Genomic DNA, 17,020 nt, shown 5'->3' with positions numbered 1-17,020 from the left:
TATTTCACCCTTTAGATAACTGATTTTGTTCAGGTAAGATTAATTCTCAAGCAACATAAATAGCATTTACTCGCGTTATAAACGGTCGCTTTTTATTAGCAATAAAAGCCACTCATCCCCCATTTTTTCGCCTTGCAAATTCCGCTTCTGTTTAAGTCAAACTAATTCACAAGCTCTTACCTTTATAAGCATTCCACAATAGCAAAGTTAAAATTAAAACTAGGAATGAATTAAATGAGCCCCACTACATCAACAGCAAAGCCAACATTGAGACACAGACTCTCAAATGGTTTTGTGATATTTACTGCTATTTGGTCTTCGGCTGTTATGCCTGTTATGCCAAGCTACGCAAAAATGTTAAGCCCTGATGAGTTGCCAACACTAGGTGGTGATTCACTCCCTCTTGATGACAATAAAACCGAACAGCTTATTGCTGAGTATAGCCAAAGTGCCGCTCGTTTTATTTCGGATAAGAAAAAAGCTGCAGACCTCGCTGAGCTAGCACAGGATTACACGCGTAATAAAGTTACCAACGCAGCAACAAATGAAATCAACCATTGGTTATCCCAAACGGGGAACGCCAAATTTAGTGTTGACGTAGATAAAAAATTAAAAATTAAAAATACCCAGTTAGATTGGTTAATCCCTTGGTATGACCAACCTGATTTATTACTGTTTACCCAACATAACGTTCATCGTACTGATGGCCGCTTACAAACCAATAATGGTGTTGGCGTCCGTCACTTTACCCCGGATAGTATGGTAGGCACGAATGCCTTTTTTGACCATGACTTATCTCGTTATCACTCTCGTGTCGGTTTTGGGGTTGAATACGCACAAGATTTCTTAAAATTGAGTGCCAATACTTACCTGCGTACCTCGTCATGGCGGGGGGCGTCTGAATTAAAAAATGACTACAATGCTCGCCCAGCTAACGGTTGGGATTTGCAAGCTGAGGGCTTTTTACCATCATATCCGCACCTTGGTGGAAACCTGAAGTTTGAGCAATATTTTGGGGATGATGTTGCTTTATTTGGCAAAGATAAGCGCCAAAAAAACCCACTGGCAACCACAATTGGTATGAGTTGGACCCCTTTCTCACTGGTAACCTTAAGCGCAGAACAGAAAATAAGTGGAGGATTGAGTGAAACCAATGCCAAAATGGAATTCACTTGGACATTGGGTAAAAGCTTAGCTGAACACCTTGACCCGACTAAAGTCGTTGAGTCGCGCCGTCTATTAGGTAGCCGATATGATTTCGTTAACCGTAATAATAATATCGTATTGGAATATCAAAAGAAAACCTTGATATCGCTTTCTCTTCCTGACATGGTCCAAGGAAAAACAGGGGATATACTCCCTATCATCAATTCCCTTAGTACCAAGTACCCTTTAAAAGACATCACAGTCCAAGCCCCGGAGTTTTTAGCTGCTGGCGGAGAGATCTTACTTGATGGTGCAAAAACAAAAGTTAAATTGCCCACCTACAAAGTGGCAATGACCAAAGAAGAAAGCAAGAAAAATAACCGCTATCGATTCACAATAACCGCATCTGACCACAATGGAAATCACTCTCCACAAGGAACGACATGGGTTGAAGTTACCGACTACGGCGTATTATCAATTAACCCAAACGAGGTCATCAAACAAGGTAACGCGATAGCTAATGGCCAAGATATCAATACATTAACCATAATTGCCCGGGATGCTTTAGGAAATATCGCACCGGACTCCGTCGTGACCTTCACCTTGCCTGCTGAGCTCAAACTGGCTACGCCAAAAGCCACCTCGTCACAAATGGCTTTTTCTAATCTATTTAAAAAAATGCAGGCGGCAAAATCAACCACCCAAAGCAAATATCGCGTTATCACCAATATGAAAGGAGAAGCATCGATTCAATTTACCTCTCTCGTCACAGGTAAGCACCGAATTCAAGCGACTGCAAACGGCGGCGTACCGGTTGAAGCGGCTTTTTCCTTTATTGCAGATACCCGCCAAGCGCATATTAATCATTTTAATATCCTCAGTGATAATGCGGTTGCAGATGGAAAATCTACAAATAAAATTCAATTCCATATCACTGATAACCATGCACACCCAATTCAGGGTGCCATGCTGCAACTTGATGCTGAAAATGCCAATGCCACACAGCTAAGCCCAACCGATGAGCAGGGTAACACTGATGTTGAAGTGGACAGCAAAATAGCGGGAACAACTAAACTGTCCGCAACACTCAATGAACAACGCGTTGAAGTAAAAGTGAATTTTGTATTTGGTCAGCTAGCCAATGTCTCCATTTTAGACCTTGAGAAAACAGCCGCGGGTACAGATAGTATCATCATGATTTCTTTAACTGACCAATATAACAACCCAATTTCTGGGGCTGATGGTAGCGTAATAGCCAACATCGATGGTCAACCAACCCCCATTACAATAAGTGAAACTTTTGCAGGTAGTGGCGTTTATATCGGCACATTACCGGGACAACAAAGCGGTACACCAAACGTAACGGTGACTATTGGTACACACACATCTTCCCCAGAAGTTCTAATCGTTGAGTCTCCGAAGCCAATTACTCCTCTCACGCCAGATGGGACAGGAAAAAAAGGGGAAAAAGGTGTTGTTGATAATATAACTATAACGCCTAGTTCTCCCTACTCTTTGCAATCTGGGGATACGCTTGATGTTACCGTCACCATTAAAGATGCCTTTGGTAACGGCTTAACAGATTTAAACAGCAATAATATCAATATTGGCAAATACCAAGGCGATACATTGAAATGGATTGATAACGGTGATGGTTCATACACCACCTCTTTACCATTAACCGAAGTCGGTACCAATGATTTAACTGTTTCTGTTAATGGAACAATGAGCCCAGCCACTAAAGTCGAAGTGGGCAACGCCACAGGCACTAAAAATGTCGATAACGTGAAAGTCACCAACATCAGTAAACCCGCAGCAGGTGAAAATGGTACCGTGACTTTCCAGTTAAGTGATAAACACAACAACCCCATAGTCGGCGAAAAAGAAATTACCGTTAATATTGATGGTCAGCCACACACTTTGCCAGTAACAGAAACCTCCCCAGGTACTTATGAAGCTATTATTCAGGGGCAAATTGCAGGCAACCATTATATTTCAGTGGTCGTTAACGGGAAAGAGTCCCCCAAAGAATTGCTAATTGTTGATAAGCCACAACCTATCAAGCCTAAAGACCCGAGTGGTATAGGGCAAAAAGGTGAGCAAGGCGTCGTCGATAATATCGCCATCACCACAGGTGATACCAGCCATCTACAATCTGGCGATAAGCTCGAAATCACCGTAACCATCACAGATGCCTTTAACAATGGTTTGTCAGGGCTAGACACTAATAATATCAACATTGGTAAACACAAAGGCGATACGTTGAAATGGGTCGATAACCAAGATGGCTCATACTCTACCAATATTGAATTAACAGAAATTGGCAATAATGACCTCACTGTTTCTATTAATGGCTCTACCAGCCCACAGAAACAAACCCAAGTTAGCCATGCCAAAGGAAAAGACAAAGTTAGCAAAATCGTCATTACCAATCCTCCTACCCCAGCAGCGGGCGCGCAAAGCACACTGACTGTCAAATTAACCGACAAAAATGGTAACCCTGTGGTTGGTGAACAGGAAATGGTGATTAAAATTGATGGCAAACCCTACACTTTACCTGCAAAAGAAGGAAAACCGGGTATTTATGAGGTCACATTGCCAGCGCTACAAGCAGGCAAACATGATATTCATGTTAGTTTGAATGGCACCACATCAATTAAAGAAAAGTTGCTGGTTGAGCAGCCAAAATCAATTTCCCCGAACAACCCAAACGGAACGGGCCAACTAGGCGAGAAAGGTGTTATTGACAAAGTGGCTATCACGGTTGATCACACTCACCGTTTTGAATCCGGTAATCCTCTTGATGTCACCGTAACGGTGTCAGATGCCTTTGGTAACGGTTTAGCTGGTTTAAATACCGATAATATCGATGTCGGTAAACACAAAGGGAATACCTTAAAATGGGGAGACAATGGCGATGGCTCTTATACCACTACCTTGACCTTAACCGAGGTTGGCAGCAATGATTTAACCGCCTCAGTCAATGGTACCCGCAGCCCACTCACAGAAGTACAGGTTAATAACGCCACAGGGGCGTCCCATGTCGACCAGGTGAAAATCACCAAAACAGAAAAACCAGCGGCAGGCTCAAATAGTATTGTGACTATCGAGTTAACCGATAAACATGGCAACCTAGTGGCCGGTGAAAAAGAAATAACTATCAATATTGATGGTCAAGCCCATAAACTGCCAGCGAGAGAAAGAAAACCGGGTATTTATGAAGTCACACTACCAGCACTGCAAGCGGGTAATCATAGCATTAGCGCGAATGTGAATAGTAAGGTCTCAACTGAAAATACAATCGTGGTCGCGAAACCAACACCAATAAAATCGAATAATACCGGAAAACTTGGGGAAAAAGGTGTTGTCAACAACATTGCCATGACAATGGGCGATACCAGCAACTTACAATCTGGCGATCAGCTTGGGATCACAGTGACTATCACTGATGCCTTTCATAACGGTTTAACCGAGATCAATACCCATACTATCAACCTTGACGGGTTTAACGGCAAACCAGTCTGGAAGGATGAAGGCGATGGTTCTTACACCACCACCATCACATTAACAGAGATTGGCTCAAAAGATTTAACCGCCTCAATTAACGGTCAAAAAACCCCTGCGACGGCCATTCAAGTCAGCAACGCTTCGGGTAAAAATAACGTCAGTAAAGTTGAAATTACCAAAATAGAAAAAGCAGATGCAGGTTCTAATAGCACACTGACTGTTAAATTAACCGATAAAAATGGTAACCCTGTGGTTGGTGAACAGGAAATAATTATTGAAATTGATGGCAAAAAACACACACTACCCATCAAAGAAATCGCCCCTCAAACCTATGAGGTTATTCTTCCAGGGCAACACGAAGGTAAGCATAGTATTATCGCGGAAGTGAATAATAAGCTGTCAGGCGTAAAAACACTGGTAGTTGAGAAATCAAAACCCATTAAATCAATAAACCCAACTGGCAGTGGTCTGCAAGGGGCAAAAGGTGTTATCGATAAAATTACCATGACCACCGGTAGTGTAGCCAATCTGCAATCAGGCGACGCACTCCGTGTGATGGTAACGCTAACCGATATCTTTGGTAATACATTAACAGGGATCGACACCAGTAATATTATTCTTGATGGCTATAATGCTGGAACACTACAATGGATTGATAACGCTAACGGAACTTACTCAACCACCTTGCCATTAACTCAAATAGGAGACTATAAATTAACCGCTTCAATTAGTGGTCATAAAACACCTCATACACCAATTAACGTCGCTAATACGACAAATAGTGCCAAAGTGAGCAATATCATCTTTGACGCTATCCCCTCTAGTGCAACAGGTGACAATAGAGTTATTACACTAAAAGTGACTGATGCTAATCAGCATCCTGTGACCCAAATAGCAAATGAAATACAAGTCACCATTGAAGGGAAGACAAACACTTTACAATTAGCAGAATCAACAACAAACAAAGGCACCTACATGGCTGTTTTGCCGGCGCAAATGCCTGGCACTTACATAATTAATGCCAAAGTTAACACGAAAACCGAGACAAGGATCTGGGTGGTAGGAGCAGCAAACACTATTACCGCCTCCCCGCAGGGCCAATTAAATGAACGCGGCACCCTCAACACCATTGAGTTTCAAATATCACCCCATAATGGTCTAAAAGTTGGCGATACCCTAACCCTAACCGCGACCATGAAAGATGCGTTTGGTAATACCTTAACAGGTGTTGATACAAAATTAATTAACTTACTTAAAAGCAAGAATAAAAATGCGCCATGGCAAGATAATCAAGATGGTTCTTACCGTTCAAGCCTACAGTTAATTCAGTTTGGAAAAGCGTCATTAAAGGTTGAGGCCAATGGTATCCAAAGTAATGAAGTGGCTATTGATGTGGCCTATAGCGAGCAAGTCAGCCATATCACCGCATTAAGTTTAGAGCCTATTTCCAATAGCGAAGCAGGTAATCAACCCACTATTACGGTGAAAGCTATTGATAATCAAGGTCATGCAATTACAAATATTGCAAATGCCATCACTGTAGCGGTAAACGGTCAAAAAGTGGCTGTCACCTTGACTGAATCTACACAAAATAAAGGCTCTTACATTGGCACCTTGCCAGCAATGACGGCAGGGAAATACACTGTCGAAATCAAAGCTGGTAACCAAACACAATCAAAAGAGTGGACTGTCAATGGCGCAACCACTATTACAGCCAATCCCAAAGGCCATACTGGTGACCGTGGTGTCGTTAACAATATAACACTCAATACGTCGTCAATTACCGCACTCAAATCTGGTGACTCTCTAAAGCTAACGGTCACCGCAAAAGATGCATTTAACAACCCCCTTAAAGGGATTGACCTGAACAGCATTACGCTAACGCACAACCAAAAAACCAACGTGACGTGGAAAGACAACCAAGATGGCACTTATACCACTGATTTATTGCTAACCCAACTCGCTAGCGACACAGTAAAAGTGAGCATCAATGGGCATGCCCAAAACGTCAATATTGTGGTGAATAATGCGATAGAAAGCACAAAAATCACCCATGTTGTACTTGAGCCTATCTATGCAAGTGAAGCAGGTGAAACTCAAACTATTACAGTAAAAGTTACTGATAATAATAAGCACCCGGTTACTGCAATTGCTAACCATATCACTGTTAAGATCAACAAACAGTCTCGATCAATACCTTTTACTGAATCCTCAACCCACAAAGGCATTTACACCGCCGCATTACCTGTAGAAAAAACAGGAGATTATACTATTGAGGTGAGTGCTAACCGTCACACATCAACAAAAACGTGGCAAGTAAAACAGCCTACGACCATTAAAGCGACAGCAAAAAATGGGAGTGGCGCAGAAAATCAACGTGGTGTAGTTAAAACTGTTAAATTAACCTCTTCGTCGCCCAACGGTCTCAAATCAGGGCATTCGTTACAATTAACCGTAATACTAAAAGATGCCTTTGGTAACACCCTTGAAGGTGTTGATAGCTCAGCTATTCAATTGCGGAACAAGCAAGCACTGTCAGTTGGTCAGACAACCGCAATGGAAGCTATACCATTATTTTACCGTTAACCGCTATTGGTGAAGATCAATTAATGGTTACCGTAAATAAGAAAGACAGTTCACCGCTGAAAATTAACGTCGATAATGCGACGGGTGCAACTCAAATTCATAAGGTCGAAATTAACAAGCTACCTAGCCCAGCAGCAGGTAAAAACAGCACCATCACGATTGTATTAACTGATGCAAACTCCCTGCCTGTCACAGGAGTGAACGGTAGTGCAATCCTTTCTATTGATGGTGTAGAAACGTTAATTAATATCACTGAAAAAACCAAAAACACGGGGATCTACACCTCATCGCTTTCAGGTCAAAAATCCGGCGATCATAAAATAAAGGTTACGGTTGGTGGTATTCATTCAACAGAATCAACCTTACACGTCAGCGCACCAAACGCCATCACCAACAATAAGCATGGCGCAGAGGGTGAACATGGCGTGGTAAAAACCGCTGAGCTCACAATCGCACCGGCTCAAGGCTTTAAATCAGGGGATAATGTAACACTGACACTGACGTTAAAAGATGCGTTTGATAACACACTGGTAGGGGTTGATACCTCAGCAATTAAGCTTACCCATAACCAACGACTGACTCCAGTTTGGACAGATAGAAAAAATGGCACCTATACCGCGGCATTAAAGCTGACAAAATTAGGTCAAGACCAGCTCTTTATCGCCGTGAATAAAGAACAAAGCCAGAGCGTTTCCATTTATGTCTCCGCGCAAGCAGACAACAAGGCTATCCAACAAATCAACATTACTGATGTTACCCAAGTTGCAGCAGGAGCAAACAGCGCCTTTGTGGTTGCATTAATCGATGATCAGGGTAACCCTGTCAATGGCATCGATGACGTAACGGTGAAAATCGATAAGCACCCACCAATCTCTGTTTCAGTCACTCAACAAACGGATGGCAGTTACACAGGAACATTACCGGGGCAACTCAGTGGTGCTCATGAGGTGGTTATTTCTACCAATGGGCTAAAATCCAAGCCAAAAACGCTAAACGTGGCACAAGCCGATACCGTTACCGCAACGGCAGATGGCAGTGGCATAAAAGACAAGCAAGGTGTTGTTAGCAGCGTGGTACTAAGTGCATCAAAAACAGCGTTAACATCTGGCGCGAATGTGCAACTGACCGTCAGCTTAAAAGATACCTTCCACAACCCACTCAAGGGAGTTAGCAGTAAACATATTGCGCTACAACATAGCCAAATGGGCAGTGTGGCATGGGTAGATCACAATAACGGCAACTACACAGCAACATTGCCGTTAAATAAACTGGGGCCTGATACACTGAAAGCCACAGTAAACTCAATAGCAAGCCAAGCTATCACTGTTCACGTACAAAATACCAACCAAGTGACGCAAATTAGCACACTGGAGCTTAGCCCTATTACCCCAACAGCTACAGGTCACTCGCCAACACTGACAGTGAAAGCCGTTAATATCAATAACCATGGCATCACGGGTATTGCTGATAACCTTAAAGTTTCACTTGATAGTGCGTCACAGCACCTAACTTTCACTGAAGATAGCCAACAACTAGGGACTTATACCGCCACCTTACCGCCTAAAAAAGCCGGTAGCTATACAGTTGAAGTTCGTGCGAATACACACACAGTAACACAAACCTGGGTGGTAAACGCTGCAACGGTCACCAAAGCAGCCCATCACGATGGCTCTGGGGTTCAGGGTCAGATAGGTGTGGTTAATACCGCTGAACTGGCCATAAAAACCACCGCCAACCTCAAATCAATGGATACGATAAAACTAACGCTGACCTTAAAAGATGCGTTTGATAACACACTGGTAGGGGTTGATACCTCAGCAATTAAGCTTACCCATAACCAACGACTGGCTCCAGTTTGGACAGATAGCAAAAATGGCACCTACACTGCGGACTTAATGTTAACAGCATTGGGTGAAGACCTCTTAGTCGCTAAGGTTAACAGCACGCAAAGTGATCCGGTTAAGATTGACGTGAAAAAAACACAAGGAGATAAACACATCAACAAGGTTGTTATCACCCATATAACCCCTTCTGTAGGCGCAGGGGCAGAAAGTACCTTAACGTTTACCTTAGCCGATGTTCAAGGGAACCCGGTTGACGGCATCCAACAGGTTGAGGTCGCAATCGATCAGCTTAAACCGAAAAAAATTAACGTCAATCAACAAGCGGATGGCAGCTACACAGGAACATTAGCGGGGCAACTCAGTGGTGCTCATGAGGTGGTTATTTCTACCAATGGGCTAAAATCCAAGCCAAAAACGCTAAACGTGGCACAAGCCGATACCGTTACCGCAACGACAGATGGCAGTGGCATAAAAGACAAGCAAGGTGTTGTTAGCAGCGTGGTACTAAGTGCACCAAACACAACGTTAACATCTGGCGCGAATGTGCAACTGACCGTCAGCTTAAAAGATACCTTCCACAACCCACTCAAAGGAGTTAGCAGTAAACATATTGCGCTACAACATAGCCAAATGGGCAGTGTGGCATGGGTAGATCACAATAACGGCAACTACACAGCAACATTGCCGTTAAATAAACTGGGGCCTGATACACTGAAAGCCACAGTAAACTCAATAGCAAGCCAAGCTGTCACTGTTGACGTACAAAATACCAACCAAGTGACGCAAATTAGCACACTGGAGCTTAGCCCTATTGCCCCAACAGCAGCAGGTAACTCGCCAACACTGACGGTGAAAGCCCTTGATATCAATCAACATGGTGTCACGCAAATTGCTGATGACTTTAAGGTCACGCTCAATGGTGCACTGATAGACGCCATTTTCACTGAATCCTTAACTTCAAAAGGGGCTTACACCGTGACCTTGCCACCGCAAAAAGTCGGTAAATATACGGTTAAAGTGACTGCCTATAAACAAACCGCACAGCAAACGTGGGAAGTTAATGTGGCTTCTGTCATCACGGCAACCAACACCTCGGGAACGGGTACGCAGGGTGCACGCGGCGTGGTCAAAACCGCCGAGCTCACAGCGGTATCAACTCAAAACCTGAAATCAGGGGATAGTGTAAGACTGACGCTGACCTTAAAAGATGCGTTTGATAACCCTCTAAGTGGTATTGATGTTAAAAACATCAAATTAACCCACAACCAAACCGGTAATGGGCTTTGGGTTGATAACAAAGATGGGACCTACATTGCGGACTTAATGTTAACGGCATTGGGTGAAGACCTCTTAGTCGCTAAGGTTAACAGTTCGCAAAGTGATCCGGTTAAGATTGACGTGAAAAAAACACAAGGAGATAAACACATCAACAAGGTTGTTATCACCCATATAACCCCTTCTGTAGGCGCAGGGGCAGAAAGTACCTTAACGTTTACCTTAGCCGATGTTCAAGGGAACCCGGTTGACGGCATCCAACAGGTTGAGGTCGCAATCGATCAGCTTAAACCGAAAAAAATTAACGTCAATCAACAAGCGGATGGCAGCTACACAGGAACATTAGCGGGGCAACTCAGTGGTGCTCATGAGGTGGTTATTTCTACCAATGGGCTAAAATCCAAGCCAAAAACGCTAAACGTGGCACAAGCCGATACCGTTACCGCAACGACAGATGGCAGTGGCATAAAAGACAAGCAAGGTGTTGTTAGCAGCGTGGTACTAAGTGCACCAAACACAACGTTAACATCTGGCGCGAATGTGCAACTGACCGTCAGCTTAAAAGATGCCTTCCACAACCCACTCAAGGGAGTTAGCAGTAAACATATTGCGCTACAACATAGCCAAATGGGCAGTGTGGCATGGGTAGATCACAATAACGGCAACTACACAGCAACATTGCCGTTAAATAAACTGGGGCCTGATACACTGAAAGCCACAGTAAACTCAATAGCAAGCCAAGCTATCACTGTTGACGTACAAAATACCAACCAAGTGGCGCAAATTAGCACACTGGAGCTTAGCCCTATTGCCCCAACAGCAGCAGGTCACTCGCCAACCCTAATGGTGAAAGCCCTTGATATCAATCAACATGGTGTCACGCAAATTGCTGATGACTTTAAGATCACGCTCAATGGTGCACTGATAGACGCCATTTTCACTGAATCCTTAACTTCAAAAGGGGCTTACACCGCCACCTTACCGCCTAAAAAAGCCGGTAGCTATACAGTTGAAGTTCGTGCGAATACACACACAGTAACACAAACCTGGGTGGTAAACGCTGCAACGGTCACCAAAGCAACCCATCACGATGGCTCTGGGGTTCAGGGTCAGATAGGTGTGGTTAATACCGCTGAACTGGCCATAAAAACCGCCGCCAACCTCAAATCAATGGATACGATAAAACTAACGCTGACCTTGAAAGATGCGTTTGATAACCCTCTAAGTGGTATTGACGTTAAAAATATTGAATTAACCCACAACCAAACTAGCAATGTGCTTTGGGTTGATAACAAAGATGGGACCTACACTGCGGACTTAATGTTAACGGCATTGGGTGAAGACCACTTAGTCGCTAAGGTTAACAGTTCGCAAAGTGATCTGGTTAAGATTGATGTCGGGCATGCTGAAGGGGATAGCAAGGTTTCCCAGATTAAAATTCTGTCGTCCATGCCTGTACCTATGTTAGCGGGCGTAGGCGGTACACTGGTGCTTTCCATGACAGACAAAAACGGTCACCCAGTCGCCAATATTAATCAAGTGTCATTTGACGTCATAAATAATATTGGGACTACCTTCAACGTCTCTCAATTGGCTAATGGTAACTATATTCTCACATTACCAACCCTACAGGCAAAGAAATACACCTTTAGGATTAAAATTAACAAAATATCCGACACTATAAGCCTCACAGTGGAAAAACCAAAAGCTATTCTCGCAGATAAACCTGATGGCTCGGGGGCGACAGACTCACGCGGCGTGGTGAAGAACGTACAATTTGACCCTATACAGATAACTCATCAGCAAGCCGGTAATAAACTAAAACTCACAGTCACCTTAACTGACCATTTTGATCATAAGCTAATCGGTGTTAGTCGCGGCATTATGACCAAGACAAAACAAGCCAGCTCTGTAAAATGGCAGGATAACGCAGATGGCAGCTATTCCACGGAGTTGTTGTTGAGTAAAGTAGGGACAGATACGTTACAAGTAACCGTCAATAACATTTCCCAATCACAAACCATTCAAGTTAATGCCCCAGAAGGTAAATCTGCCGTTCACAGTGTGGAGTTAAAGGAGACTGGCAAGACGTTTATGGTCGGCGATTCCGTCGAATTACAATTAACATTGACAGATAGCCATGGTAACGGTGTTGAAAAGGTACAGGCTAGCGATATTCGATTAGAGCATAATAATACGCTTATCTCTGCACTCTCTTGGCAAGAAATAGGCACAGGGGTTTACACCACCACACTCCCGTTACATAAACAAGGGAGAAACACTTTTGTAAGTCGAGTTAACAACCAAGCAAGCACACCACTTGCCGTTAGCGTCAACGCACTAACCGGCCCAACACAGGTAAAAACCGTTCAGCTTAACGCCAGCACTAACCAACTGACAGTGGGAAGTAAAACAGAACTGACTCTGACATTATTAGACCAATGGAATAATGGTGTTGGCGGGATCACCGCTAAAGATATCACCATTAATGATACGCATATTAAGAAAAACCTAACGGGTTTAATCTGGACGCCACAAGGAAATGGTATCTATACTGCACCAACAACGGTTTCTACCGTAGGGGTCCACTCGCTGAAAGCAACCGTTAATCTAATAGAAAGTCATAATGTATTGGTTGATGCGCAGCCGTCAACCAACCAAAGTCATATAAATAAAGTTAAACTAACAACAAACTTAAGCACCATTACCGCAGGCAGTAAAGTCACGTTATCGCTAAAAATAACTGATATAAATGACAATCCAGTTATTAAACTCGATAATCATAAGATCACGCTGACTGAAAGTAACAACACCATACCCACTGTCTGGGATGAAGATCTCCATGGCTTAGGTATCTACTCCACCAGCATCAAGCTCACTAAGGTTAAAACACATAAGCTAAAGGCTGAAATTGGCCAGTTTACAGATATAACAAATGTCATGGTCAATTCACCATCGGGTAAAGATGCGGTGACGGCAATCGCCATTTCACCGATAGCCAGAAGTGAAGCAGGGGAAGCATCATCGTTCTTAATTCACTTAACTGACCAATATCGAAACCCTGTTAACAATGTCCTGAGTAGTGATATCACCGTGAAAATTAATGGGCAAAAACAGAACATTATATTTACGGAAAAAAATATATTGAACGGGTATACAGCTCACCTTCCTGCCGCTAAAGCTAACAGTTATCAGATAATGGTGGAAGTTAACGGGCTATCAAAAACTGCCGAATGGGTCGTTAATCCCCCTATAGCGGTCCCAATCACTTCTTATGATAAAGATGGGTTAAGGCGCTCATTAGAGACGATTTTTATTACTCACAACGCTCAAAGCACCACAATAAATTCAGGTGATAAAGTCACTCTAACTGTTGCGCTAAGAGATAAGTTCGATAACAAACTCACTGGTGCAAAAAACGCATTGAATTTACTGACTAATCTACAACCAACTACCGCATGGATAGAAGTCAGCGATGGGCTATATACTCAAGAAGTCATTATGAACAAGCTACACAAGCAATCAATTCAAGTGGTGGCAAATAAAATGCTCAGCGATAAGCTTGAGCTAACCATTTCACCTGCCGAAGGGGTAAGTCATGTCCATAAAACCCGACTTGAAACCAAAGAAGGCACCATTGAAGCAGGTAAAGAAGTCACCTTAACATTAACCCTAACCGATAGCGTTGATAATGGGGTTATCAAGGTCGATACTAACGATATTCAATTCACCAACAACCAAAAAGCCGTCAAGACGACATGGGCTAACATACAAGATGGCGTGTATACCACCAAACAACGGTTAGAAACCATGGGTAATTACCAGTTCAAAGCGGTTGTAAACAACCAGCCAAGTCGTATACAGACCGTGGAAGCCACCTATCCAAGCGGAAAGGATGTGGTAAAAACAGCGGACATATCAGCAAATACCAGCATGGTTAGTGCAGGTGAAAATGTTGAGTTAACCTTAACACTGAAAGACCAATACCAAAACTTGGTGACTGGCGTCAATGGCTTGGATATTACTTTAGTCGATAACCATAGCAAACAAAAAATTGATAGCAGTAGCATTGCTTGGAACATGGAATCAGCGGGGGTTTATAAAGCCAAAGTTCCACTGACATTAGTCGGTAAGCATACGTTAACAGCCACCGTGAATACGGTATCCGCTCCAACCAACGAAATTACGGTGAACTCCCTAACAGGTGCTGCGAATGTGAAATCTGCGACACTTTCAACATCAGCAAAATCAATCATGCCGGGTACTAATGTAGCACTATCCTTAACCCTAAAAGATAAATATGACAACCCGGTCACCAAGGTCGACACAAAGGATATTTCCTTAACTGATGCGTTCGCGACCTTGCCTACAGCAAGCGTAACGTGGAATAGCTCGCAAGATGGCGTTTATACGACTAACGTCCAGTTAAATAAGGTAGGAAGCCACACATTAACGACCTCAGTTAAGAATGTGCTGTCTAATGATACCGTGAAAGTTGAATCATTCAGTGGCACTCGCCATGTGAATAATGCAACATTGGCTCTGGACAATTCAACAATAACCGTTGGCAATTCAGTCACATTAACCCTATCACTTATCGATATGTATGGTAACAACGTTAGTCAGGTGCCGGACGGTGACATCACCATAACTTATGGTAATACGACACTCAGTCCAAACTGGTCATCTTCTACGAATGGAACCTATACTGCATCGCTGCCATTTAACAACGTCGGCACTGGGTCATTGCAGGCAAGGGTGAATAAATACTATAGCCTTGCTCAAACCCTGACAGTCGCTCATCCAAGTGGCCAAGATAAAGTAGCAAAAGCTAACTTAACGGTAAAAACAACGTCACTCAAGGCTGGGCAAGACGTTGAATTAACCTTAGTGTTAAAAGATAAGCACGATAACTTTGTGATTGGCGTCAATGGCTCGGATATTGCTTTAATAGATAGCCATAAACAAAAAATTGATAGTAGCCGTATTGCATGGGGCATGGCATCAGATGGCGTTTATAAAGCCAAGGTTCCACTGACATTAGTCGGTAAGCATACGTTAACCGCCACCGTGAATACGGTATCCGCTCCAACCAACGAAATTACGGTGAACTCCCTAACAGGTGCTGCGAATGTGAAATCTGCGACACTTTCAACACCAGCAAAATCAATCACACCGGGCACTAAGGTAACACTGTCCTTAACCCTAAAAGATACATATGGCAATCCTGTTACCAAGGTAGATGCAAAGGATATCACCTTAACTGATGTATTAGTGACCTTGCCTACACAAACCTTAATGTGGAATAGCACACAAGATGGCGTTTATACGACTGATGTCCAATTAAATAAGCTAGGAAACCACTCGTTAATAGCAGAAGTTAATAATGTACCATCTAGCCATACAGTAGCAGTTAAGCCATTAAGTGGCCCTAGCCATGTCAAAACAGTCAAGTCAACTGTACCCAAGAAGGTTAAAATGGGTGAAAATACATCAATAACAGTAACCTTAGCTGATATGTATGGGAATGGCGTTATTGGCGTCCAAATGGCCGATGTCACTATTTCAGATACGCAAAATAATACCTCCCCTTCATCTTGGACAGATAATAAGGATGGTAGCTACACAGCAAACATTGTATTTAATACCCTAGTGACAAAGAAAATTAAAGTCAGTGTCAATTCACTCTCACACACCCAAGATGTAGAGGTAGCCGTTGGTGTCCCGGTATTTAGAACTGGTCGCAGTGAGTTCTCCGTTGTTAACCGCGATATTGATAAACGTGGTCACTCTATAGCCACTATCCAATTAGTGCTAAAAGATGCTGCTGGTAGCCTGATTACCGACCAATTCCCTACAATTAAGGTAAAAGGTGCGGCTTTGTATAATGATAACATGAAGGAACTCTCTAATTCCAAAGGGACTTATATCATTGATATATCCAGTGACAAACAAGGCACAGCGATTGTTGAAATAGATAAAGACTCCATCGGTGCAACAAACAGACCACCGACATTCACCTTTACCGCTTATGGAAAAGTACAGCTGGAGACTCATATTAACCCACATACTTTTGAATTCAACAGTGGTTTCCCTAAATTCGGATTCAAAGATGCAACCTTTACCATTAAGGTACCTGTTGGAAGGCCATCGGATTATAACTGGCAGGTATCTAAAAATTGGCTCACAGTCAATAACAATGGCGTAGTCACTTTCAACAAAAAACCAAGTTCTTCTTGGACGGCAGAAATCACAGCTCGTGCAAAATCAGGTGTTGGCCATGATGGGGTTGTCAAATTTAGTATTACCCCCCACATTTGGTTGGATCTCCGCTCATCTAAAGCGAGTACGCCTGAAGAGCACTGTAAAATCAACGGAGGAACTCTTTCCACTGTTACTGATTTTGCTTCAAACTTCGCAAGACAAACAGGTTCAATCATCCCTGAATGGGGGAACCTACAAAGATATCAATCCAGCATCTTCGCAATTCCGTATATCGTAGTTAAGCATGACCAAAGTTCTACCCATGATCGTACTTTGCTATCTATTGTAGAGGGTGGCCTACTACCTTTTGACAGCAACTCCGGTGTAAGATTTTGGGACAATACCGCTGTCTGCGCCTTTAAACCTTAACTCACCCTCCCCCCGCCTCGGCGGGGGTT

General features: G+C 43.2%; 2 protein-coding genes. Both read left to right on the top strand.

The annotated features are described in order from the left end of the window. Window positions 1–234 precede the first annotated feature (234 nt). Window positions 235–7,239: an invasin domain 3-containing protein gene (locus P3L56_RS02610; protein ID WP_272686217.1), complete on the top strand. Its 7,005-nt coding sequence runs from the start codon at window positions 235–237 to the stop codon at window positions 7,237–7,239. A gap of 23 nt (window positions 7,240–7,262) precedes the next feature. Then, on the top strand, window positions 7,263–16,991 hold the full coding sequence (locus tag P3L56_RS02605; protein WP_316927690.1) for a hypothetical protein: 9,729 nt from the start codon (window positions 7,263–7,265) through the stop codon (window positions 16,989–16,991). Window positions 16,992–17,020: the final 29 nt, after the last annotated feature.

Source organism: Providencia sp. PROV024 (genome assembly GCF_032709665.1).
Lineage (GTDB): Bacteria > Pseudomonadota > Gammaproteobacteria > Enterobacterales > Enterobacteriaceae > Providencia > Providencia huashanensis.
This window is presented reverse-complemented; position numbering and strand designations above follow the sequence as displayed.